This window comes from Saccharothrix mutabilis subsp. mutabilis, assembly GCF_039521145.1.
Taxonomy (GTDB): domain Bacteria; phylum Actinomycetota; class Actinomycetes; order Mycobacteriales; family Pseudonocardiaceae; genus Actinosynnema; species Actinosynnema mutabilis.
Map to the genome: position 1 here is coordinate 62,642 of NZ_BAAABU010000011.1, position 21,081 is coordinate 83,722.

The following is a 21,081-nucleotide window of genomic DNA, read 5'->3' on the forward strand; positions in this document are numbered from 1 at the left end:
TCCGCGATCCCTGACAGGGCTGGACCGTGACGTGGGTCACGGTCCAGCCCGGCCGGTCATCGGGTCAGCACCACCACGGAGCGCGGCGGCACGGACAGGCCACCGTCGAACGTGGCCTTGTCACTGCTCAACGGGTGGTTGGCCCAGGTCCCCGGCACCGACACGGACTTGGCCGTCGGGAACGGGTTGACCACCACCAGCACGCCGTTCAACGCCGGGTCCACGTCCGGGCCGACCGTGTCGTCCAGCAACGCCACCACCAGGCCCGGTTCGGCCGCCGGGAACGACAGCTTCTGCTGCACCAACGCCGCGTCGTTCAGCGTGAACAGCGGCGAGGAGCGGCGGATGCGCAGCAGCTCCAGGGTGTTGTCCACGCCCTGCCGCATGTCGCCCGTCGAGGGCTTCAAAGCCCCGTTGGCCAACAGCGGCGCGGCGAACGGCCACTTGTCGCGGTTGTCCGCCGCCGGGGGCAGGCCCCGGCCGAACCCGTTGTCCCGCAACGACGGGTCGTACCGGTTGAACCAGTCGCCCGAGTCGTAGCTGTTGCGGTCCAACGACTTCGAGCGCAGGAACTCCGCGCCCGCGTGCAGGAACGGCTGTCCCTGGCCGAGCAGCACCGGGGCCAGCGCCACCTTCTGCATCCGCACCCGGTCCGCCATCGACGTCGTCACCGGCAGCTTGTAGGTCTGCGAGTCGAACAGCGTCTCGTTGTCGTGCGCGTCCACGTACGTGATGACGTCGGCGGGCGCGCCCGTGTACCCGGCCGGCGAGCCGTTGTAGGGCACGTCCCGCCCGCTGATCACGCCGCCGGACGTGGACTCGAACCGGTAGGACGCCATGTTCCCGGCCATGCCCAGCTTCACCAGGTCGCTGTAGCCGGCCAGCCGCGCCGCCACGTCACCGTTGACCGGAGCGCCGTTGAGGTCGCCCGCCAGGCCCGACGCGAGGCCCTGCACGCGCGGGTCGGCGTCGAACGGGCCGCCGCCGCGCACCGCGTCGCGCAACCGGTCGCTGAACGTGCCGATGCCCGTGCCCGCCAGGTTGGCCTGCGTGGCCTGCTCGAACCGGGCGTTCCCGGCGACCTCGCCGAAGTCCCAGCCCTCGCCGTAGACGCGGATCTTGCGCCCGTCCACGCCGTCCTTCTCGACGGTCAACGCGTCCAGCGCCGCCCGCACGGCCAGGATGTTCGCCTTGGGGTGGTGGCCCATCAGGTCGAACCGGAAGCCGTCCACCTTGTAGAGCCGCGCCCAGCGCACCACCGAGTCCACGACCAGCTTGCCCATCATGGCGTTCTCGGACGCGGTGTTCGCGCAGCACGTCGAGTTCGCCACGGTGCCGTCGGCGTTGAGCCGGTGGTAGTAGCCCGGCACGACCTTGTCCAGCACGGACGTGGGCGCGTCGCCGGAGGCCGCGGTGTGGTTGTAGACCACGTCCACGACGACCCGGTTGCCGTTGTCGTGCAACGACTTCACCATCTCGCGGTACTGCTTGGACCGCGCCCAGCCGGACTGGGCGTCGTCGGTGGCGTAGGACCCCTCGGGCACGTCGTAGTGGAACGGGTCGTAGCCCCAGTTGAAGCCGTCCTTCGCGGCCGTCGCCGCCACGCACTCCTGCTGCGCGGCCGAGTCGGCGGGCAGGGCGGCCAGGTCGCACGCCGGCTCCTGCCGGTCCGAGCGCTTCTCGGGAATGGTCGCGATGTCGAACGTCGGCAGCAGGTGCACGGTGTCCAGCCCGGCCTCGGCGAGCTGCCGCAGGTGCGTCATCCCGATCGAGTCGCGGTGGGTGAACGCCTTGTACGTGCCGCGCTCGGCCTCCGGCACCGACTGGTCGTTGATGGAGAAGTCCCGGACGTGCAGCTCGGTGATGCCGTGCTCGGTCGGGTCGTCCAGCCCGCGGGCCACGTCCTTCCGCCAGCCCTCGGGCATGGTGCGCGCGTCGGACAGGTCCGCGAACTGCGAGTGCGTCGAGCCGACCGCCAGCGCCACCGAGTACGGGTCGGTGACCACCACGGACTTGCCGGCCACGGTCACCTCGAACTGGTAGTACCGGTCCTTCCACCGCCCGCTGCCCGACCACGAGCCGGACGCGTCGTCGCGCCGCAGGTCCAGCACGCGGGTCGGCTCACCGCCCGGCTGGTCGAACAGCCGCAGCTTCACCGAGGACGCCGTGGGCGCCCACAGCCGCACGGACACCTTGTCGCCGTCGAACACCGGCCCGTAGGCCAGCTTCGCCGCCGCGCCCGCGTACCGGTCGTCCAGCACGCCCGCGATCTGCACGCCCGTCCGGTGCCGCAGACCACCGCCGGAGTCGACGTGCACCGCGGACAGCTTGTCCCGCAACGCCTCGTCCACCCGGGCGCCGTCGAGCACCTTGAACACCGGCTTGCCGCGCAGGTGCGGGAACCCCGCCGGGACCGCCTCGCCCGAGGGCGCGAGCCGCAGCACCTTGCCGCCGTACTCCAGCCGGTAGCCGTCGGACGCCACGACCGGCACGTCCCACACGACCAGGTCGCGGGACACCCAGATCGCCTTGGCCTTGGTCAGGTCGTCGTCCACGCCCGGACCGCCCGAGGGCGGCAGCACGTAGGACGCCTGCCCGTCCGGCCGCACCGAGCCCGACACGAACCACACCTCGTGACCGGTGCCGGACACGTCGAGGAACTGGTCCGGACCGGGGTCCTTGGTGTCGCCGCGGTGGATGATGTTGCTCAGCCCCGCCGCGCCCGGCGCGAGCGGCACCGACCAGTACACGCCGAACCCGTCCGAGCCGTCCGGCACGCGCGACTGGTTCCACCCCGGGCTCGGCTCCAGCGACCCCGTCCAGTGGTACAGCGTCCAGTCGGCGTAGTCGCCCGCCGGGCGGTGGTAGTGGATCACCGCCCGGTTCTCCAGCGCCGCCCGCGTCGCGTAGACCTTCGGGTCACCGGCCTTCGCCCACGCGTGACCGGTGTTGCGGCCGGACGCCTCGACGGTCCCGTTGCGCACCAACGAGAAGTCCACCGGACCGGTCGCCGGGATGCGCGCCACTCCCCCGCTGAACGGGACCTCCGTCGCGCCGGCCCGCGCCACGAGACCCGCGGTGTCGCCGCTGTAGTGCACGACCGCCTCACCGGTGGCCGCGACCTCGGTGGCGTGCACGGCCGGCTGCCCCTGGCGCAACCACACCTGCGGCGACACGCTCGGGTCCACGAACCGGTCCCCGTCGGTGTCCTTCTCGTCGCCGCGGTGGGCGATGACGCCGACGTTCTTCGCGCCCGGCTTGAGCTTCACCCACGCGAACCGGCCGTACGGGGTCTCGCCCGCGAACGGCAGCGGCTGCTGCCAGGTCGGCGCGTCCACGACGTCGCCCCACACGTGCAGGCCCCAGCCGTCGTAGTCGCCCGCCGGGCGGTTGTAGTGCACGACCAGCCAGTCCGACGCGACCGCGCCCGGCGGCTGCACCGGCGGCGCGGCGGCCAGGGTCAGGACAGCGCCGTCCGCGCCCAGCGCGCCGGCGTTGTCCTTGGCCACCACCCGGACCTCGACCTTCTTGCCCACGGCCGCGCCGGGCAGCGCCGCCAGGTCGGCGAACACCCGGTACGGGGCGGCGTCGTCGGTGCCCAGGACGGTCCAGTCCTGCCCCTCCACCCGCGCGGCGAACGTGGCCTGCGCGAACGCGGAGGTCACCCCGTCGGCGCGCAGCTCCACCCGGTCGTCCAGCACGGTGCCGGCGGTCGGGACCACCAGCGTCGGCGTCGGGGTGCGCGCGGCCAGCTTGCCGGAGCCCTTCAGCACCACCGCGGACAGGGCGGGCACGGTGAGGCGGACCTTGCCGTCCACGGCGGTGGTCGGAGCGCCGGACGACGGCCACAGCGGCGCGAGCGCGGCGCTGCCGACCGGCACGTCCACGGTCGTCTCGGTGGTGCCCGCGTTGGCCACCACGAGGTGCTCGACCTGCGCCGACCCGACCCGGCTGAACGCGATCACGTCACCGGAGGCGTACCGCAGGGTCTGGTTGCCCGTGCGCCACACCGGGTCGCTGTCCACGAACGCGGCCAGGTCCCGCAACTGCCGGTACAGCGGGTGGTCGGTGGCGAAGTTGTCCACCGCGCCGGTCCGGTCGCTGCCCACCAGGTCCTCGGTCGCGTACTCGGGCGTCTTGGAGGCGAACATGTCCTGGCGCGCCAGCTTGTCCCCGCCGGCGCCCGCGAAGCCCTGCTCGTCGCCGTAGTAGACGACCGGGTTGCCGCGCCACAGGTACATCAGCGCGTTGCCCAGCTCCAGCCGGTCCAGCAGCTCGGACTCGCCGATGCCCGACCGGTTCTGCCGGATCATCCAGCCGATGCGGCCCATGTCGTGGTTGCCCAGGAACGTCGGCAGCGAGGACGCGTTGGAGTCGGCGTCGGTGTACCGGTCGTCGTCGACCAGCACCTCACCCAGGCGCTGGGCGCCGCGCCCGGACAGGAACGACGCCGCCCCGCTCTGGAACGGGAAGTCCAGCACCGCCTGCATCCGGCCGGTCGTGGAGTAGCGGGAGGTGAACGCCGGGTTGGCGTCGAAGACCTCGCCGAACACGAAGAAGTCCTTCTTGCCGCGCGACTCCGCGTACCGCTGCACGTGCGGCGCGAGGGCCTGCCAGAACTCCATGTTGACGTGCTTGACGGTGTCCACGCGGTAGCCGTCGATGCCCAGCACGTCGATCCAGTTGGTGAAGATCCGCTTCATGCCGGCGACGACCTTGGGGTGCTCGGTCATCAGGTCGTCCAGGCCCGCGAAGTCGCCGTACTCGTTGGACTCGCCGCTGAACGTCGAGTTGCCGCGGTTGTGGTAGAGCGACGGGTCGTTGAGCCAGTCCGGGGTCTTCTTGCCGCGCACCACCGGTGTGTACGGGGCGGTGAGCTTCGGGAAGTCCTTCTGCCCGGCGATCTCGGCGATGTCGACCGGCCGGCCCTCGGGGTCCAGGTACGGCACCGCGCCGGTGGACACGTAGTCGTACTTGCCCTCGGCGTGGTCGATGAGGTCCGCGGTGTGGTTGGCGACGATGTCGAAGAACACCTTCATGCCGCGGCCGTGCGCGTCGCGGATCAGGCGGCGCATGTCGTTGGTGGTGCCGAAGTGCGGGTCGAGCTTGGTGAAGTCGGTGGTCCAGTAGCCGTGGTAGCCGGCGGAGGCGTCCGCGCCCTCGCCCTGCACCCAGCGGTTCTGGAACATCGGCGTCAGCCAGATCGCGGTGACGCCCAGGCCGTCGAGGTAGTCGAGCTTGTCCCGCAGGCCCTTGAGGTCGCCGCCGTGGTAGAAGCCCTTGTCGGCCGGGTCGAACCCGGTCTTGAGCCGGTCGGGGTCGCTCGTGCCGCCGCGGTCGTTGCGCGGGTCGCCGTTGGCGAACCGGTCGGGCATGACGAAGTAGAACCGCTCGCCCGACAGGTCGTCGCGGACCGCGTCGCGGGCCAACCTCCCGTCGCCGTCCCGGGCGCCGGGCGCGATGTCGTCCACGGAGCCGACGGCGAGGCGTTCGGCGGGTGCGGCGGTGGCCGTGACGGTGGGCGTGAGCAGCCCGCCTATCAGCAGGGCGACCAAGCCCAAGCGGCGGCGCATGGGCGACCTCCTTCTGTTCGGAGCCGCCTTCGGCGGCTCGCGGAGGTCGCCCGGGAGTCGGGTGTTCGCCCCTGAGGTCACGACGCATCGGGCAAGCCCGGTTGCCGTGACCTCAGGGGCGTACACCCGACGCGACCTCCTTGTCGCAAGAAATTGCAGCCCTCGCCCGGCGACAGGACCGGGCGAGGGCTCACAAAACCACGACAATCTTGGTCTTACAAGGGGCCAGGCACCGCAAACTCTTGCAAGAACTTACCGGCGCTCGGGCTCCAACGTCTTCGACCAGAGCGAAACGCCCTTGATGTCGCGCAGGAACACGGTCAGCTCGCCGTCGCGGCCCACCTCGACTTCGCCGAAGTGCTGGAAGCCGTCGAGCGGGGTCGTGTTGGCCGCCGGCGGCGCGTTGACGAACACCGCTTCGGGCCCGAACGTCGGGTCCAGCGTGTTCGGCCCGAACGCGCCCGCGTGGGCCGGCCCGGACACGAACTCCCAGAACGGGTCGAAGTCGCCGACGGCCGCGCGCTCGGGCGAGTAGTGGTGCGCGGCGGTGTAGTGGACGTCCGCCGTGAGCCACACGGTGTTGCGCACGCGGCGCTTCTTCAGCTCCCGCAGCACCCACGCCAGCTCGTGCTCACGGCCGCCGGGCGCACCCGGCAGCCCGTTGGCGACGCCCTCGACGTCCACGCCGTCCGGCACGGTCAGGCCGATCGGCAGGTCGGCGGCGATGACCTTCCAGGTGGCCCGGGACCGGTCCAGCTCCCGCACCAGCCACCGGGCCTGCTGCTCGCCCAGGACGTGCCCCGCGCCGGTCTTGGGCGAGGTGTTGGGGTCCTTGTACGAGCGCATGTCGAGGACGAAGACGTCCACGTGCCGGCCGAAGGAGAACTTCCGGTAGACCCGCCCGTCCACGGCCTGGCGCGGGTCGATCGGCTGCCACTCGTGGAACGCCCGGAACGCGCGGGCGGCCAGCACGTCCACGCGCTTCTCGGTGTACTGCGGGAGGGTCAGGATCTCGCCCGGGTACCAGTTGTTGACCACCTCGTGGTCGTCCCACTGCACGAACATGGGCACCCGGGCGGCGAACTCGCGGTACTTCGGGTCGAGCAGGTTGTAGGCGAACTGGCCGCGGTACTCGTCCAGGGTCTCCGCGACCTTGAGCTTCTCCGGGGTGACGACGTTGCGCCAGATCCGGCCGTCCGGCAGCGTCACGGACTCCTTGAGCGGGTTGTCCGCGTACACGGTGTCGCCGCTGTTGATGAAGAAGTCGGGCCGGCGGGCGGCCATCGCCGCGAAGATCGGCATGCCGCCGAGGTCGGGGTTGCTGCCCCAGCCCTGCCCGGCCACGTCGCCCGACCACACGAACCGGACGCCGTCGTCGCCCAGCGGAGCGGTCCGGAACGCGCCGACGACCGCCTCGCCGCGGGCCCGCCCGTCGAGGTCCTCGGCGATCACCCGGTAGTGCACCTCACGGCCGGGCGGCAGGCCGCGCAGCCGGACCTTGCCGGTGCCGCCGGTCTCCGGGGTCAGCAGCGGCCCGCGCACGGTCCGGACGTGCCGGAAGTCCGCGTCCCGGGACACCTCCACCACCATCCGCGAAGGCCGGTCGGCCCGCGTCCACACCAGCCCGCCGTCGAACGTCACGTCGCCGGACTGGACGCCGTGCGTCAACACCGGCCGGCCGCTCCGCGCCAGAGCCACCCCGGGCACGAACAGACCCGCCGCACCGATCGCCCCGGCGCGCAGCAGCGTCCGCCGGTTCACTCCACCTTCGCTCATGGCGGGTTTCTAACCGGCGGATGCGAATGCCGGGTGAACACGACCCGGACACCCCCGGAACACCGGATCCCGCCGGTCAGGGCGCTGCGGGCCGGGCACGGGACGCCGGCTCCGCGGTGACGGTCCAGAACAGCGAGGTCGCCCCGGCCCGCACGCCCCCCCGGGCGCGGTCACGGCTGTTGGCTGGGCAGCCGCCCCTCGGCCATCCGCTTGGCCACGTCGCGCCGCAACCACAGCAGGTACGCCCACACCAGCGTGAACAGGATGCCGATCACGCCCAACGCGGTCATCAGGAACAGCGAAGCGATCATCACCACGTGCAGCGCGGCGATGATCCACACCGCCCACGGCCGCTTCAACAACCCGCAGGTCACGATGAACGCGACGATCAGCCCCAGCACCAGGTACCCGGTGCCGGTGCCGACTCCGCCGCCGAGCTTGGCCACCACCGGCAGCGCCAGGGCGACGACGATCGCCTCCAGGATGAGCGTCCCGGCCATGATGCCCCGGAACGACTTCATCGGGTCCTTCTTGGGAGCCGGAGGAGTGGTCATGCCGGAGCCTTCCCGAACAGGGCGCGCGCCTCGCCGGCGGTGACCACCGACCCGGTCACGACCACGCCGCCGCCGGACACCACGCCGCCCTCGTCGTCCTCCTCGGCCAGCCGCACGGCCTCCTCGATCGCGTCGACCAGGTGCGGCTGCACGACCATGCGGTCCTCGCCGAAGATCGGGATCGCCACGCCGGCCAGCAGGTCCGGGTCCATCGCGCGCGGCGAGGAGTTGGCGGTCAGCACGACCTCGTTCACGACCGGTTCCAGCTCGCTCAGGATGCCCACGGCGTCCTTGTCGTCCATCACGCCCACGACCGCGACCAGCTTGCGGAACCCGAACTCCTCGTCCAGCGCGCGGGCCAGCGCCTTCGCGCCGTGCGGGTTGTGGGCGGCGTCCACGAGCACGGTCGGGGCCGAGCGGACCCGTTCCAGCCGGCCCGGCGAAGCCACGGAAGCGAACGCCTCGCGCACCGCCTCGATGTCGAGCTGCCGGTCCGCGCCGGCGCCGAAGAACGCCTCCACCGCCGCCAGGGCGAGAGCCGCGTTGGCCGCCTGGTGCGCGCCGTGCAGGGGCAGGAAGACCTCGTCGTAGACACCGCCCAGGCCCTGCAACCGCAGCATCTGCCCGCCCACCGCGATGTCGCGCTGGAGCACGCCGAACTCCGAGCCCTGCCGGGCCACGGTCGCGTCCACCTCGGCCACCCGCCGCAGGAACACCCGCTCGACGGCCGGGTCCTGCTCGGCCAGCAGCGCCACCGCGCCGGGCTTGATGATCCCGGCCTTCTCCTCGGCGATGCCCTCCAGCGAGTCGCCCAGGTAGTCGGTGTGGTCCAGCCCCACCGGGCACAGCACGGCGATCTTGCCGTCGGCGATGTTCGTGGCGTCCCACCGGCCGCCCATGCCGACCTCGATGATCGCCGCGTCCACGGGGGCGTCCGCGAAGGCCGCGAACGCCATGCCGGTGAGCACCTCGAACTTGCTCATCGGCACCTCGGACCGGCTGTCCACGATCCCGATGTAGGGCTCGACGTCCCGGTAGACCTCGACGTAGCGCTCGGGGCTGATCGGCGCGTTGTCCACGTTGATCCGCTCGGTCACCAGTTGCAGGTGCGGGCTGGTGTAGCGGCCGGTGCGCAGGCCGACGCGGGTGAGCAGCGCGTCGACCATGCGGGAGGTGGACGTCTTGCCGTTCGTGCCACCGATGTGGATCACCGGGTAGGACGTCTGCGGGTCGCCGAGGATCTCCGCCAGCGCCTTGATCCGGTCCACGCTCGGGTCGAGCTTGGTCTCGGGCCAGCGCTGGTTGAGCTCCGCCTCGACCTGGCGCAGCTCCTCCAACGGGTCGGCGGCGGTCACGACCGCGGCAGCGTTTCGAGGCGGGCGTGGATGCGCTCGATCTCGGCGTTGGCCGCGGCCAACCGACCCTTGATCTTCTCCACGACCTCGGCGGGCGCCTTGTCGGTGAACGCGGGGTTGTCGAGCTTGCCCTCGCACTGGGCCCGCTCCTTCTCCGCCACCGCGAGGTCCTTCGCGAGCCGCTTGCGCTCGGCGGCCACGTCGATCGCGCCGGACAGGTCCAGCTCGACCTTGACCGTGCCCTTGGGCAGGCCGACCTCCAGCGACACCGACACCTGGAACCGCTCGTCCGGCTCGGTCATGCGGGTCAGCGACCGCACCGCCGGCACCTGGTCGACCAGGTCCACGCAGCACGCGCCGCGCACCTTGCCCGCGACCTTCTGCGCGGGCTTGAGGCCCTGGTCGGAGCGGAACCGGCGGATCTCGGTGACCAGCTTCTTCAGGCCCTCGACCCGCTGCGCGGCGACCTCGTCCCGCTCGCCCCCGTGAGCCTTCGGCCACTCGGCGACGACGAGCGACTCGCCACCGGTGAGCGTGGTCCACAGGGTCTCGGTGATGAACGGCGTCAACGGGTGCAGCAGGCGCAGCAGCACGTCGAGCACGTGGCCCAGCACCAGTCGGGTGGACTCGGCGCGCTCGCCGCCCTCGGCGAGCTGGACCTTGGCCAGCTCCAGGTACCAGTCGCAGAACTCGTCCCACGTGAAGTGGTAGAGCGCCTCGGCCAGCTTGCCGAACTGGAACTGCTCGAACTGGCCGTCCACGTCGGACACCAGCTGGTCGAGCAGGTCGAGCACCCAGCGGTCGGCGTCGGTCAGCGCGTCGCGCGCGGGCAGCGGCGCGTCGACGTTGGCCCCGTTGCTCAGCGCGAAGCGGGTGGCGTTCCACAGCTTCGTGGTGAAGTTGCGCGACCCGGCCGCCCACTCCTCGGCGATCGCCAGGTCCGAGCCCGGGTTCGCGCCGCGCAGCAGCGTGAACCGGGTGGCGTCGGCGCCGTAGGCGTCCATCCAGTCCAGCGGGTCGATGCCGTTGCCGCGCGACTTCGACATCTTCTTGCCGTACTGGTCGCGGATCAGGCCGTGCAGGAACACGTGGTCGAACGGCTGCTTGCCGTCCATCGCGTACAGGCCGAACATCATCATCCGGACGACCCAGAAGAACAGGATGTCGTAGCCGGTGGACAGCACGCTGGTCGGGTAGAACTTCGCCAGGTCGCTGGTCTGCGTCGGCCAGCCCAGCGTGGAGAACGGCCACAGGCCCGAGGAGAACCACGTGTCCAGCACGTCCTCGTCCTGGACCCAGCCCTCGCCCGGCGGCTCGTCGTCCGGCCCGACGCACACGACCTCGTCGTCGGGGCCGTACCAGACGGGGATGCGGTGGCCCCACCACAGCTGGCGCGAGATGCACCAGTCGTTGAGGTTGTCCACCCAGTCGAAGTAGCGCTTGGCCAGCTCCGGCGGGTGGATCGTGGTGCGGCCGTCGCGCACCGCCGCCGCGGCCTCGCGGGCCAGCGGCTCGACCTTGACCCACCACTGCATGGACAGGCGCGGCTCCACGACCGTGTCGCAGCGCGAGCAGTGGCCCACGGCGTGCGTGTACGGGCGCTTCTCGGCGACGATCCGGCCCTGCTCGCGCAGCGCGGCGACCACGGCGGGCCGCGCCTCGAACCGGTCCAGGCCCTCGAACGGGCCGTGCGCGGTGATGTTGCCGCGGCCGTCCATGATCGTCAGCGCGGGCAGGTCGTGGCGCTGGCCGATCTCGAAGTCGTTCGGGTCGTGCGCCGGGGTGACCTTGACCGCGCCGGTGCCGAACTTCGGGTCCACGTGCTCGTCGGCCACGATCGGCACGTACCGGCCGGTCAGCGGCACCTCGACCTCGGTGCCGATCAGGTGGCGGTAGCGCTCGTCCTCCGGGTGCACGGCCACGGCCGTGTCGCCCAGCATGGTCTCGGCGCGGGTGGTGGCGACGACGATCGAGTTCGCGCCCTCGCCGTAGCGGATCGAGACCAGCTCGCCGTCGTCGTCGGAGTGGTCGACCTCGATGTCCGACAGCGCGGTCTGGCAGCGCGGGCACCAGTTGATGATGCGCTCGGCGCGGTAGATCAGGCCGTCGTCGAACAGCTTCTTGAAGATCGTCTGGACGGCCTGGGAAAGGCCCTCGTCCATGGTGAAGCGGACGCGGTCCCAGTCGACGCCGTCGCCGAGGCGGCGCATCTGGCCGAGGATCCGGCCGCCGACCTCCTCGCGCCACCGCCAGACCCGCTCCACGAACTTCTCGCGGCCCAGGTCGTGCCGGGACAGGCCCTCGCCGGCCAGGGCGCGCTCGACCGCGGTCTGGGTCGCGATGCCCGCGTGGTCGGTGCCGGGCAGCCACAGGACCTCGAAGCCCTGCATGCGGCGGCGGCGGGTGAGGGCGTCCATGACGCTGTGGTTGAGGGCGTGGCCCATGTGCAGGCTGCCGTTGACGTTGGGCGGCGGCAGCACGATGGTGAACGGCGGCTTGTCGCTGGTCGCGTCGGCCGTGAAGTAACCGCGCTCGACCCACCGCTCGTACAGGCCGGCCTCTACCTCGGCCGGGTTCCAGGCCGGCGGGAGTTCGGGGCGCTGCGGGGTGGTGGGCGTTTCAGTCACGAGCGAAGTCTACGGAGGCGCGGGTATCGACTTCGAACCAGATACCTGCTACCGCCCGGGGTCGCGCCGGCGGGCTTGTCCGCGCCGGGGGTCGGCGGCGCCGTCCGACGGCCCCGACCACGAGCCCGAGCACCACTCGACCCGACCCGGCCGATGCCGGCCGGCGACGGCCGCGGGGACCGAGGGGGTCACCCGTTCGGCCGATGCCGACGCCTGTGGCGCCGCTCACAATTGACGTTGATCAACCGGTCGCCGCCGGGGACGACGCCGGATTCACGGGCCGTTCTCAACCCCTTGGGGCCCGTGACAGCGGTCCCGCGTCGCCCGGCCGCGCCGGTCGGTCGCGGTAGGCGCTGGTGCGCTCGCGCGGGGCGCGCCAGCGCTCGCACCAGGCACGCGCGCCCCGGCCCTCGGTGGGCGCACAATGGCCCGCATGAGCAAGCCTCCCGAGCACGACGTCGACGAGTCCCGCATCGAGGTCACCGGGCCCAAGACCTGGGCCGCCGGGCTGCCCGGCGTCGCCGTGTCGCTCAAGCGCGGCGTCGAGCAGATGGGCCTCGGGCGGACGGTCACCACGCTGCGGCTGCTCAACCAGCGCGAGGGGTTCGACTGCCCGGGGTGCGCCTGGCCCGAGCCGCAGGGGCACCGCAAGCTCGCCGAGTTCTGCGAGAACGGGGCCAAGGCGGTGGCCGAGGAGGCCACGCGGCGGCGGGTCGGGCCGGAGTTCTTCGCCGCGCACCCGGTGGCGGAGCTGGCCGGGAAGACCGACTTCTGGCTGGGGCAGCAGGGGCGGCTGACCGAACCCGTCGTGTTGCGCGAAGGTGGCACGCACTACGAGCCGATCTCCTGGGCCGACGCGTTCGCGCTGGTCGCCTCCCGGCTCAACGGGCTGGCCGGTCCGGACGAGGCCGTCTTCTACACGTCCGGGCGCACCAGCAACGAGGCCGCGTTCCTCTACCAGCTGTTCGTGCGGTCCTTCGGCACGAACAACCTGCCGGACTGCTCGAACATGTGCCACGAGTCCTCCGGCGCGGCGCTGGCGGAGACCACGGGCATCGGCAAGGGCTCGGTGAGCATCGACGACTTCGCCCGCGCCGACCTGATCGTGGTGGTGGGTCAGAACCCGGGCACCAACCACCCGCGGATGCTCTCCGCGCTGGAGGACGCCAAGAAGGCGGGCGCGAAGGTCGTCGCGGTCAACCCGCTGCCCGAGGCCGGGCTGCTGCGGTTCAAGAACCCGCAGAACGTGCGCGGGGTGGTCGGCGCGGGGACGCAGCTGGCCGACGAGTTCCTCCAGATCCGGCTGGGCGGCGACCAGGCGCTGTTCCAGGCGGTGGGCAACCTGCTGCTGACCTGGGACGCGGTGGACCGCGAGTTCGTGGAGGGGTTCACCGACGGGTTCGCCGAGTACGCGGCGCACGTGCGGGAGCTGGACTGGGACGCCGTCGACCTGGCCACCGGGCTGCCGCGCGCGCAGGTCGAGCTGCTGGCGCGGATGCTGGCCGACTCGCAGCGCACGATCTTCTGCTGGGCCATGGGGTTGACCCAGCACAAGCACGCCGTGGCGACGATCAAGGAGATCGCCAACGTCGCCCTGCTGCGCGGGATGATCGGCAAGCCCGGCGCGGGGCTGTGCCCGGTGCGCGGCCACTCGAACGTCCAGGGCGACCGGACCATGGGCATCTGGGAGAAGATGCCGGAGAAGTTCCTGGCCGCGCTGGAGGCGGAGTTCGGCGTGCCGGTGCCGCGCAAGCACGGGTTCGACACGGTCGACGCCATCCGCGCCATGCGCGACGGCCGGGCCAAGGTGTTCTTCGCGGTGGGCGGCAACTTCGTCGCGGCCACGCCGGACACGGCGGTGACCGAGCGCGCGATGCGGTCGTGCGACCTGACGGTCCACGTGTCCACCAAGCTCAACCGGTCGCACGTCGTGCACGGGCGGGAGGCGTTGATCCTGCCGACGTTGGGGCGCACGGAGAGCGACCTCCAGCACACCGGCGAGCAGTTCGTGACGGTCGAGGACTCGATGTCGGTGGTGCACCGGTCGCGCGGGCGGCTGGAGCCGGCGTCGGAGTCCCTGCTGTCCGAGGTGTCGATCGTGTGCCGGTTGGCGCGGGCGGTGCTGGGCGCGGGGCACCCGGTGCCGTGGGAGGAGTTCGAGAAGGACTACGACCTGATCCGGGACCGGATCGCCCGCGTGGTGCCGGGGTGCGCGGACTACAACGCGCGGGTGCGGCAGCCGGACGGGTTCGTGCTGCCCCACGCGCCCCGCGACGCCCGCGAGTTCACCGGGACCCGGAGCGGGAAGGCGCACTTCACGGCCAGCGAGCTGACCGTGCTGCGGGTGCCGGCCGGGCGGTTGCTGTTGCAGACCATGCGCAGCCACGACCAGTACAACACCACCATCTACGGACTGGACGACCGCTACCGCGGGGTCAAGGACGGGCGGCGGGTCGTGTTCGTCAGCCCCGCCGACCTGGACGAGCTGGCGCTGGCGGACGGGGACTTCGTAGACCTGGTCAGCGAGTGGCCGGAGGACCCCACGGGCGTTTTCGAGCGGCGTGCCGAGCGGTTCCGGGTGGTGGCCTACCCGACGGCCAAGGGGTGCGCGGCGGCGTACTTCCCCGAAGCGAACCCGTTGGTGCCGCTGGACTCGACCGCGGAGAAGTCGGGGACGCCGACGTCCAAGTCGATCGTGGTGCGGTTGGAGAAGTTGTAGCGTTCGGCGGGTGAGCCGGGGGCACTGGTGGGCGCTGGGCGGGTTTCTGCTGGTCGTGGCGGTTTCGTGGTGGGAGCCGTTGTGGCCCGGTGAGCAGGCGTTGCACACGTCGTTGACCGTGGTGGCGCTGGTCGGGTTGCTGGTGGCGCAGCGGCGGTGGCCGTTGTCGCTCGCTGACTGGCTGCTGGTGCTGCTGTTCCTGTCCCTGCACACCATCGCGGCCCGCTGGCTGTACTCCGCGGTGCCGTACGACCAGTGGACCGACGCCCTGTTCGGCTTCCGGCTGTCCGAGGTGTTCTCGTGGCGGCGCAACCACTTCGACCGGCTCGTGCACTTCTTCTACGGCGTGTGCCTGGCGGGTGTGCTGGCCCGGCGGTCGGGGTGGCTGCGCACGGTCGAGGTGGTGGTATCCACCAGCGCGGTCTACGAGTTGTTCGAGTGGGGCATCGCGCTGGTCCTCGCACCCGACCTCGCGGAGGCTTACAACGGCCAACAGGGCGACATGTGGGACGCGCACAAGGACATGGCCCTGGCGACGGCCGGTGCGCTGGTCACGCTGGGCGTCGTCGCCACGAGAAGGCTACTGACGCGCTCAGGTGGCGGTCGTCGCGGGCCACGGCCCAGTCCAGCTTGAGGCTGCCGGAGAACAGGTGCAGGCGGCGATGGGTCAGGCGGTGAAGGTGGGCCGCGGCTTGGTCTTCGCGCATGCGCTGGTGTGCCACGGAAAGTAAGTCGTGCATGGTCGTTCCCCCTAGTCGCGTTGCGGTGACACCGTGGTGGAGAGCAGGAAGCGCACCGGCCGGGCACCCTCGGGCCGGGCGGACTTGTCGTCGTTGCGGTCGCTGTAGCGGCCGATGATCGCGAGCACCTCGGCGGTGATCTCCTGCAACTCCTGGGCCGTCAGGAACTCCAACCGGCCGTTGAGCGCCAGCGCCTCGCGCCACTCGGCGGGTTCCAGCGACTTGCGGCGGTTGGCGTCGCGGATCTCGGCGAACGCGTGCTCCAGGAACGCCTCACCCGCCGCCTCCCCGGCCAACGCGGTCTCCTCGTCCACGCCCTCGCCCGACCAGCGCTGCATGTGCTGGACGAGCTGCCACGGCTTCTGCTTGCCCTTCACACCGGGAACCTCGGCCACGAACCCGTACTTGGCCAGCGTGTTCAGGTGGTACGAGCAACTGGCGACGCTCTCCCCCGTCGCCTCGGCGCACTGCGTCGCCGTCTGCGGCCCGTCGGTACCCAAAAGCATGATCAGCTTCCACCGGAACGGGTGAGCGAGCGCCCGGAGTGCTTTCGGGTCCCTGATGAGGTCGTCGGCCACGGTGCCAGGGTAGGTGTAGCAAGGAGTGTTTATCAAGGGTTGTTGCTAAACACTTCTTGTTACGTAGGGATCAGCAGGACACCGGGTGCCGAGCGGGTCGAGTCAGCGCCTTGCAGGCGATGCACCTTTCGACCGGCTGCGCGTCGCTCCACCACCGGTCCGCCTTGACCGCATACCAAGCCACGAAACCGCACAAGGTCCGGTACACCTTCGGATCAGGGTCGTAGGGTGAGCCCGGACGGGAGTCCAGGGCCTTGGACAGCCGGCCGGCTCGTAGGCCACCGTCAAGCCGTGGATGTGGGGCACCGCCCCTCCTTCGGGCCGTGGGACGCCAGTGCGCGGCCCTCATGCATTCGCTGGCGTCACTGCCCCCGGCACAGGATTACGGCCGCCGGGAACGCGGCGGCCATCGAGGAAGCGATCGTGCACCCGCCTTCGTGGTCTCCGACGCGTGCCCGGCGGTAACGGGGGCGGCCGTTTGGGCGAAGGGTCGGGTGTGAAGAAGGCTTTGGTGGCCATCGGCCTGTTCGGTCTCGTCGGTTGCACCGCCGCGCCCGCCCCCACCCCCGCGGTGACGACCACGAGCGCGCCCACCACGACCCAGACGCAGGCCGCCGGCGACCTCGACTGCTCCAAGGCCCCGGAGGAAGTGGTCGGGGCCGCGCTCCAGCTCAACCTCGCGCACCCGAAGCAGACCGTGAACCAGAACGTCGTCGTCTGCCAGTACGAAGGCGGCGGCGTCAACACGACGGTCCGGTTCCAGACCGGGTCCGACGCCGCCGCCTTCGCGCAGGGCAAGAAGGGCTTCACCGACAGCGGGCAGCGGGTCGCCGACCTCGGCGGGTTCTTCGATGAGGCCTACACCAGCACGCTCGGCGCGGGCGAGGTCGTGCAGAACACGCTGGTCGCGCGCAAGGGTGACACCGAGATCCTGGTGACCTCCGCCGCGAACTTCGAGCAGGAGAAGAAGCTCGTCACCGAACTCTTCGGACGCCTCTAGCGCAGGAGGCGCGTCCTGGAGAGCCTCTAGCGCTGGAGGCGCGTTCTTGGAGAGCCTGCTAGCGCTCCAGGACCGCCATCGCGGCGTTGTGCCCGCCGATGCCGCTCACCCCACCGCCCCGCCGCGCACCCGCGCCGCAGACGAACAGGTTCGCCACCTCGGTCTCCACGCCCCAGCGCCCCACCTCGTCCTCGGTCTCCGCGAACGGCCACGCCAGGTCGCCGTGGAAGATGTTGCCGCGCGGCAGGCCCAGTTCGGCTTCCAGGTCGAGCGGGGAACGGGCCTCCAGGCACGGGTTGCCGTCGGCGTCGCGCGCCAGGCAGTCCTCGATCGGCTCCTCCAGGTGCTCGTTGAGCGCCTTGAGGTAGCGGGACACCAGGTGGTCGCGGGTGGTGTCGTCCGCGACCAGGTCCGCCGGGGTGTGCAGGCCGAACAGGGTCAGCGTGTGCCAGCCCTCCCCGACCAGTTCGGGGGCCAGGATGGACGGGTCGGTCAGGGTGTGGCAGTACATCTCCGCCGGCAGCACGTCCGGCAGCTTGCCCTCGGCGGTCTGCCGGTAGGCGGCCTCCAGCTGGCTGTACGACTCGTCCAGGTGCAGCGTGCCCGCGAACGCCTGCGCCGGGTCCACGCCGGAACGCAACCGCGGCAAGCGTTCCAACAGCATGTTCACCTTCAGCTGCGCACCCTCGGCGGACTCCGGCGCGGACTGGCCGCGCAGGGCGCTCAGGGTCGCCGTGGACACGTTGGAGAGCACGAACCGGGCGCCCACGGTGCGGCCGTCGAACTCGACCTCGGCGGTCTTGCCGTCGGCGTCCACCCTGGACACCTCCGCCCCGGTCACGATCTCCGCGCCCGCTTCCCGCGCGGCGCGTTCGAGTTCCGCCGTCAGCGCGCCCATGCCGCCCGCCGGCACCTTCCACTCCCCCGTGCCGTTGCCGATCACGTGGTACAGGAAGCAGCGGTTGGCGCGCAGGTCGTGCAGGGACGTGTGGGTGCCGATCAGGGCGTCCGTCGCCACCACGCCGCGCACGATGTCGTTGGCGAACAACTCCTCCAGCGTCTCCCCGAGCGGGCGCTCGAAGACCTGTTCCCACAACCGCATCCGGGCCACGGCGTCCACGCGGATGCGGGCGTGGTCGCGGGAGATCAACGGCTCCAGCAGCGTCGGCGAGAGCGCGCCGGCCAGTAGTTCCAGATCCGCGTACCAGCGCTGCCAGCGCTCGAACTCCTCGTCCGACCCGGTCAGGGCGCGGAACGACTCGGCGGTCGCCGGACCCGGCGTCCGCTCGACCAGCAGGTCACCCGCCGGGGTGTAGGAGGACACGGCGCGCGACCGCAGTTCGACGCGCAGCCCCAGGTCGGTGACGACGCGGTCGGGCAGCAGGCTCACCAGGTAGGAGTAGCGCGACAGGCGGGCCGGGACGCCGGCGAACACCTGTTCGCTGACCGCCGCGCCACCCACGTGGTCGAGCTTCTCCACCACCAGCACCGAACGGCCGGCCCGGGCCAGGTACGCCGCGGCGACCAGGCCGTTGTGCCCGCCGCCGACCACCACCACGTCGTAGGAGTCCACCCGACGACCCTAGCCGGTGAACAGCGCCGTCACCTCGCGGATCAGCTCGACCAACCCGTAGGCGAGGGGAACGCCCACCCACAGCCACGCGAACACGACCAGGGCGCGGTTCACCGGGCCACCTCCACCGGTTCGGGCTCGTGGTGCTTCGCGGCCACCGGGCGCACGAACTCGTTGGCGACGAAACCCACGGCGAGCAGTGCCCCAGCAGGTCCGATGTGGACAACCAGGTGATCGGGCCCGCCATGTTCACCAGTGACAGCAAGGCGACGAACCCGGCCGCCGCACCGGCGGTGACGTTGAAGCACAACACCACCCACAGGCACCAGAACTGGGGCGTGCGCAGGGCGTTGCGCGCGGACACGTTGACGACCCAACGCGTCACGCGTTGCCCGATCGCCAGGTGCACCGAGAGCGCGGCGGGCGGCACCAACCAGCGGTTCCAGTTCGGCGGGGCGACGGTTCTGGAGCGGTCGAGGAAGCCCACCCGGGAACCCATTGGCCGACACCTCCGTAACCTGGTTGGTGGCTCACGCCGAAACTCAGCGTCGGGAAGGAGTTCCACGATGGGGCGAGTCACCGTCCGTCGCCCAGTGGTCACGTATTCGCGACGAACGCACCGGACGCGGGTCGACTCGCTGGCCGCCGAGGAGCCGTTGGAGCTGCGCGTCGGGGGCACGGCGCTGACCGTGACCATGCGCACACCCGGCCACGACGTGGAGCTGGCGCACGGGTTCCTGCTCAGCGAGGGCGTGATCGGGGGCCTGGCGGACGTGTCGGTGGCCCGGTTCTGCGAGGGCACCGGTCCCGACGGGCTCAACACCTACAACGTGCTGGACGTGGCGTTGGCCGACCACGTGCCGCCGCCCCAGACCGGGGTGGAGCGGAACTTCTACACGACGTCGTCGTGCGGGGTGTGCGGCAAGGCGGCGTTGGACGCGGTGAAGCTCAAGACCCGCTTCTCCCCCGCCCAGGACGGCGTCCGGGTGGACGTGGACGTGCTGGCCGGCCTGCCCGACGCGCTGCGGGCGCGCCAGAAGGTGTTCTCCTCGACCGGCGGGTTGCACGCGGCCGGACTCTTCACCGAGTCGGGTGACGCCCTGGTGGTGCGGGAGGACGTCGGGCGGCACAACGCCGTGGACAAGGTGCTGGGGTGGGCGGTGCTCAACGACCGGGTGCCGCTGACCGGGACGGTGCTGGTGGTGTCCGGGCGGGCGTCGTTCGAGCTGGTCCAGAAGGCCGCGATGGCCGGGGTGCCGGTGCTGGCGGCGGTGTCCGCGCCGTCGTCCCTGGCGGTCGAGCTGGCCGACGAGCAGGGGGTCACGCTGGTGGGCTTCCTGCGCGGGGACTCCATGAACGTCTACGCGCACCACGAGAGAGTGACCGCTTGAGACCACTCGACGGAGTGCTCGTCGTCAGCCTCGAACAGGCCGTTGCCGTGCCGTACGCGACCAGGTTGCTGGCCGACCTGGGCGCGCGGGTGGTCAAGGTGGAACGGCCCGACGGCGGCGACTTCGCCCGCCACTACGACCACGCCTGCGGGGACGTGTCGTCGTACTTCGCCTGGACGAACGCGGGCAAGGAGTCGCTGACCCTCGACCTGAAGCACCCGGCCGGGCGCGAGGTGCTCGACCGGCTCGTGAGCAGCGCCGATGTGGTGCTGTGCAACCTGTCGCCGGGTGCGGCGCGTCGCATTGGTGTGGACGCCGACACGCTTCGCGCGCAGCACCTGACGCTCGTCGTCGGCGAGCTGTCGGGCTACGGCGACGCCGGCCCGTACGCCGAGCGCAAGGCCTACGACGCGCTGGTGCAGTCCGAGGCGGGGTTGGTCGAGTTGACCGGGGAGGGTGACGTGACCGCCCGCGCCGGCATCTCCGTGGCCGACATCGCCGCCGGCGTGCAGCTCCAGTCGGCCGTGCTCGCGGCCCTGCTGCACCGCGCCCGCACGGGTGAGGGGGCCACGCTGCGGTTGTCCCTGTTCGAGGCGATGGCCGAGTGGATGCACCAGCCGATGCTGTACGCGACGGGCACCGGACGAGCCGCCCCGCGCACCGGCGCGCACCACCCGAGCATCGCCCCCTACGGGCCGTTCGCCTGCCGGGACGGCGCGGTGCACCTGGCCGTGCAGAACGACCCGCAGTGGCGGCGGCTGTGCGCCGTGCTGGGCCGGCCTTCGTTGGCCGACGACCCGCGCTTCACCACGGTCAGCTCACGCGTCGAGCACCGGCCCGCGCTGCACGCCGAGCTGGACTTCTCCGGGTGGACCGCCGCCGACCTGCTCACAGCGCTGGACGAGGCCGACGTGCCCGCCGCCCGCACCCGCGGCGTGGCCGAACTCCCCGACCACCCGCAGTTGGTCGCCCGGGAGCGCGGGGTGCGGGTGGCCGTGCCGGGCGGCGAGGTCGGGATGCTGCGCCCCTCGGTGGACTCCTCGGCGTGGGTGGCTGCCCCCGGTCCCGTGCCCGCGCTCGGTGAGCACACCGACCACGTGCTGCGCACGCTCGGTTACTCGGACGACGACATCGCGGACCTCCGAAGACGGAAAGCGGTGTAGGCGAAACGCCCGGCCCGTCCGCCGCGATGGGT

General features: G+C 71.6%; 13 protein-coding genes and 1 pseudogene. 5 read left to right on the forward strand and 9 right to left on the reverse strand.

Annotation, left to right across the window (positions count from 1 at the left end; translation table 11 throughout):
* Positions 1–56: 56 nt before the first annotated feature.
* The 5 genes from pulA to ABD126_RS23315 all read right to left on the reverse strand — a co-directional run bounded on the left by pulA (position 57) and on the right by ABD126_RS23315 (position 11,885).
* On the reverse strand, positions 57–5,573 hold the full coding sequence (pulA, locus tag ABD126_RS23295; protein ID WP_343936007.1) for a pullulanase-type alpha-1,6-glucosidase: 5,517 nt from the start codon (positions 5,571–5,573) through the stop codon (positions 57–59).
* A gap of 252 nt (positions 5,574–5,825) precedes the next feature.
* Entirely contained in the window at positions 5,826–7,349 is a 1,524-nt protein-coding gene (locus tag ABD126_RS23300; RefSeq protein WP_343936008.1) for an alkaline phosphatase D family protein, read from the reverse strand.
* A 170-nt stretch (positions 7,350–7,519) separates the two neighbouring features.
* Positions 7,520–7,903: a DUF4233 domain-containing protein gene (locus ABD126_RS23305; protein WP_343936009.1), complete on the reverse strand. Its 384-nt coding sequence runs from the start codon at positions 7,901–7,903 to the stop codon at positions 7,520–7,522.
* Entirely contained in the window at positions 7,900–9,258 is a 1,359-nt protein-coding gene (gene folC, locus ABD126_RS23310; protein WP_343936010.1) for a bifunctional tetrahydrofolate synthase/dihydrofolate synthase, read from the reverse strand. Before folC ends, ABD126_RS23305 begins: the two co-directional genes overlap by 4 nt.
* Complete coding sequence (locus ABD126_RS23315; RefSeq protein ID WP_343936011.1) at positions 9,255–11,885, reverse strand: valine--tRNA ligase; 2,631 nt, start codon at positions 11,883–11,885, stop codon at positions 9,255–9,257. The genes folC and ABD126_RS23315 overlap by 4 nt, the downstream gene beginning before the upstream one ends.
* 424 nt (positions 11,886–12,309) lie before the next feature.
* On the opposite strand from ABD126_RS23315, the gene ABD126_RS23320 reads away from it, so the two are divergent.
* Positions 12,310–14,604 (forward strand): FdhF/YdeP family oxidoreductase, encoded by a 2,295-nt coding sequence (locus ABD126_RS23320; protein WP_343936012.1) that lies wholly within the window; start codon positions 12,310–12,312, stop codon positions 14,602–14,604.
* 10 nt (positions 14,605–14,614) lie between these two features.
* Entirely contained in the window at positions 14,615–15,238 is a 624-nt protein-coding gene (locus ABD126_RS23325) for a DUF2238 domain-containing protein (RefSeq protein ID WP_343936013.1), read from the forward strand.
* Positions 15,239–15,355: 117 nt separating this feature from the next.
* On the opposite strand, the gene ABD126_RS23330 is transcribed toward ABD126_RS23325, so the two are convergent.
* Positions 15,356–15,922 (reverse strand): helix-turn-helix domain-containing protein, encoded by a 567-nt coding sequence (locus ABD126_RS23330; protein ID WP_343936014.1) that lies wholly within the window; start codon positions 15,920–15,922, stop codon positions 15,356–15,358.
* A 496-nt stretch (positions 15,923–16,418) separates the two neighbouring features.
* Here ABD126_RS23330 and ABD126_RS23335 point away from each other — a divergent pair, with 496 nt between their 5' ends.
* The gene (locus tag ABD126_RS23335) at positions 16,419–16,922 is read left to right on the forward strand and encodes a hypothetical protein (RefSeq protein WP_343936015.1); all 504 of its coding nucleotides are present in this window, start codon (positions 16,419–16,421) and stop codon (positions 16,920–16,922) included.
* 58 nt (positions 16,923–16,980) lie between these two features.
* Here the strand turns inward: ABD126_RS23335 and ABD126_RS23340 are convergent, their stop codons facing one another.
* The 3 genes and pseudogenes from ABD126_RS23340 to ABD126_RS38840 all read right to left on the reverse strand — a co-directional run.
* Positions 16,981–18,495: a phytoene desaturase family protein gene (locus ABD126_RS23340; RefSeq protein WP_343936016.1), complete on the reverse strand. Its 1,515-nt coding sequence runs from the start codon at positions 18,493–18,495 to the stop codon at positions 16,981–16,983.
* Positions 18,496–18,504: 9 nt separating this feature from the next.
* Positions 18,505–18,609 carry an MFS transporter small subunit gene (locus ABD126_RS38835; protein WP_425542864.1) on the reverse strand — a complete coding sequence of 35 codons (105 nt, stop codon included), beginning with the start codon at positions 18,607–18,609 and terminating at the stop codon, positions 18,505–18,507.
* Positions 18,610–18,697: 88 nt separating this feature from the next.
* Positions 18,698–18,862: pseudogene (locus ABD126_RS38840) on the reverse strand (MFS transporter); the annotation flags it as partial.
* Between the two features lie 199 nt (positions 18,863–19,061).
* On the opposite strand from ABD126_RS38840, the gene fdhD reads away from it, so the two are divergent.
* Together fdhD and ABD126_RS23350 are read left to right on the forward strand one after the other, a co-directional pair.
* Positions 19,062–19,886, forward strand: coding sequence for a formate dehydrogenase accessory sulfurtransferase FdhD (gene fdhD, locus ABD126_RS23345; protein WP_343936017.1), 825 nt, complete (start codon positions 19,062–19,064; stop codon positions 19,884–19,886).
* On the forward strand, positions 19,883–21,049 hold the full coding sequence (locus tag ABD126_RS23350) for a CaiB/BaiF CoA transferase family protein (RefSeq protein WP_343936018.1): 1,167 nt from the start codon (positions 19,883–19,885) through the stop codon (positions 21,047–21,049). Before fdhD ends, ABD126_RS23350 begins: the two co-directional genes overlap by 4 nt.
* Positions 21,050–21,081: the final 32 nt, after the last annotated feature.

What these genes read in the sequence shown, in the direction of transcription:
- ABD126_RS23305 (WP_343936009.1), bottom strand. Translation starts at nt 7,903, where the DNA reads ATGACCACTCCTCCGGCTCCCAAGAAGGACCCGATGAAGTCGTTCCGG.
- fdhD (WP_343936017.1), top strand. Translation starts at nt 19,062, where the DNA reads ATGGGGCGAGTCACCGTCCGTCGCCCAGTGGTCACGTATTCGCGACGA.
- pulA (WP_343936007.1), bottom strand. Translation starts at nt 5,573, where the DNA reads ATGCGCCGCCGCTTGGGCTTGGTCGCCCTGCTGATAGGCGGGCTGCTC.
- ABD126_RS23300 (WP_343936008.1), bottom strand. Translation starts at nt 7,349, where the DNA reads ATGAGCGAAGGTGGAGTGAACCGGCGGACGCTGCTGCGCGCCGGGGCG.
- ABD126_RS23320 (WP_343936012.1), top strand. Translation starts at nt 12,310, where the DNA reads ATGGCCCGCATGAGCAAGCCTCCCGAGCACGACGTCGACGAGTCCCGC.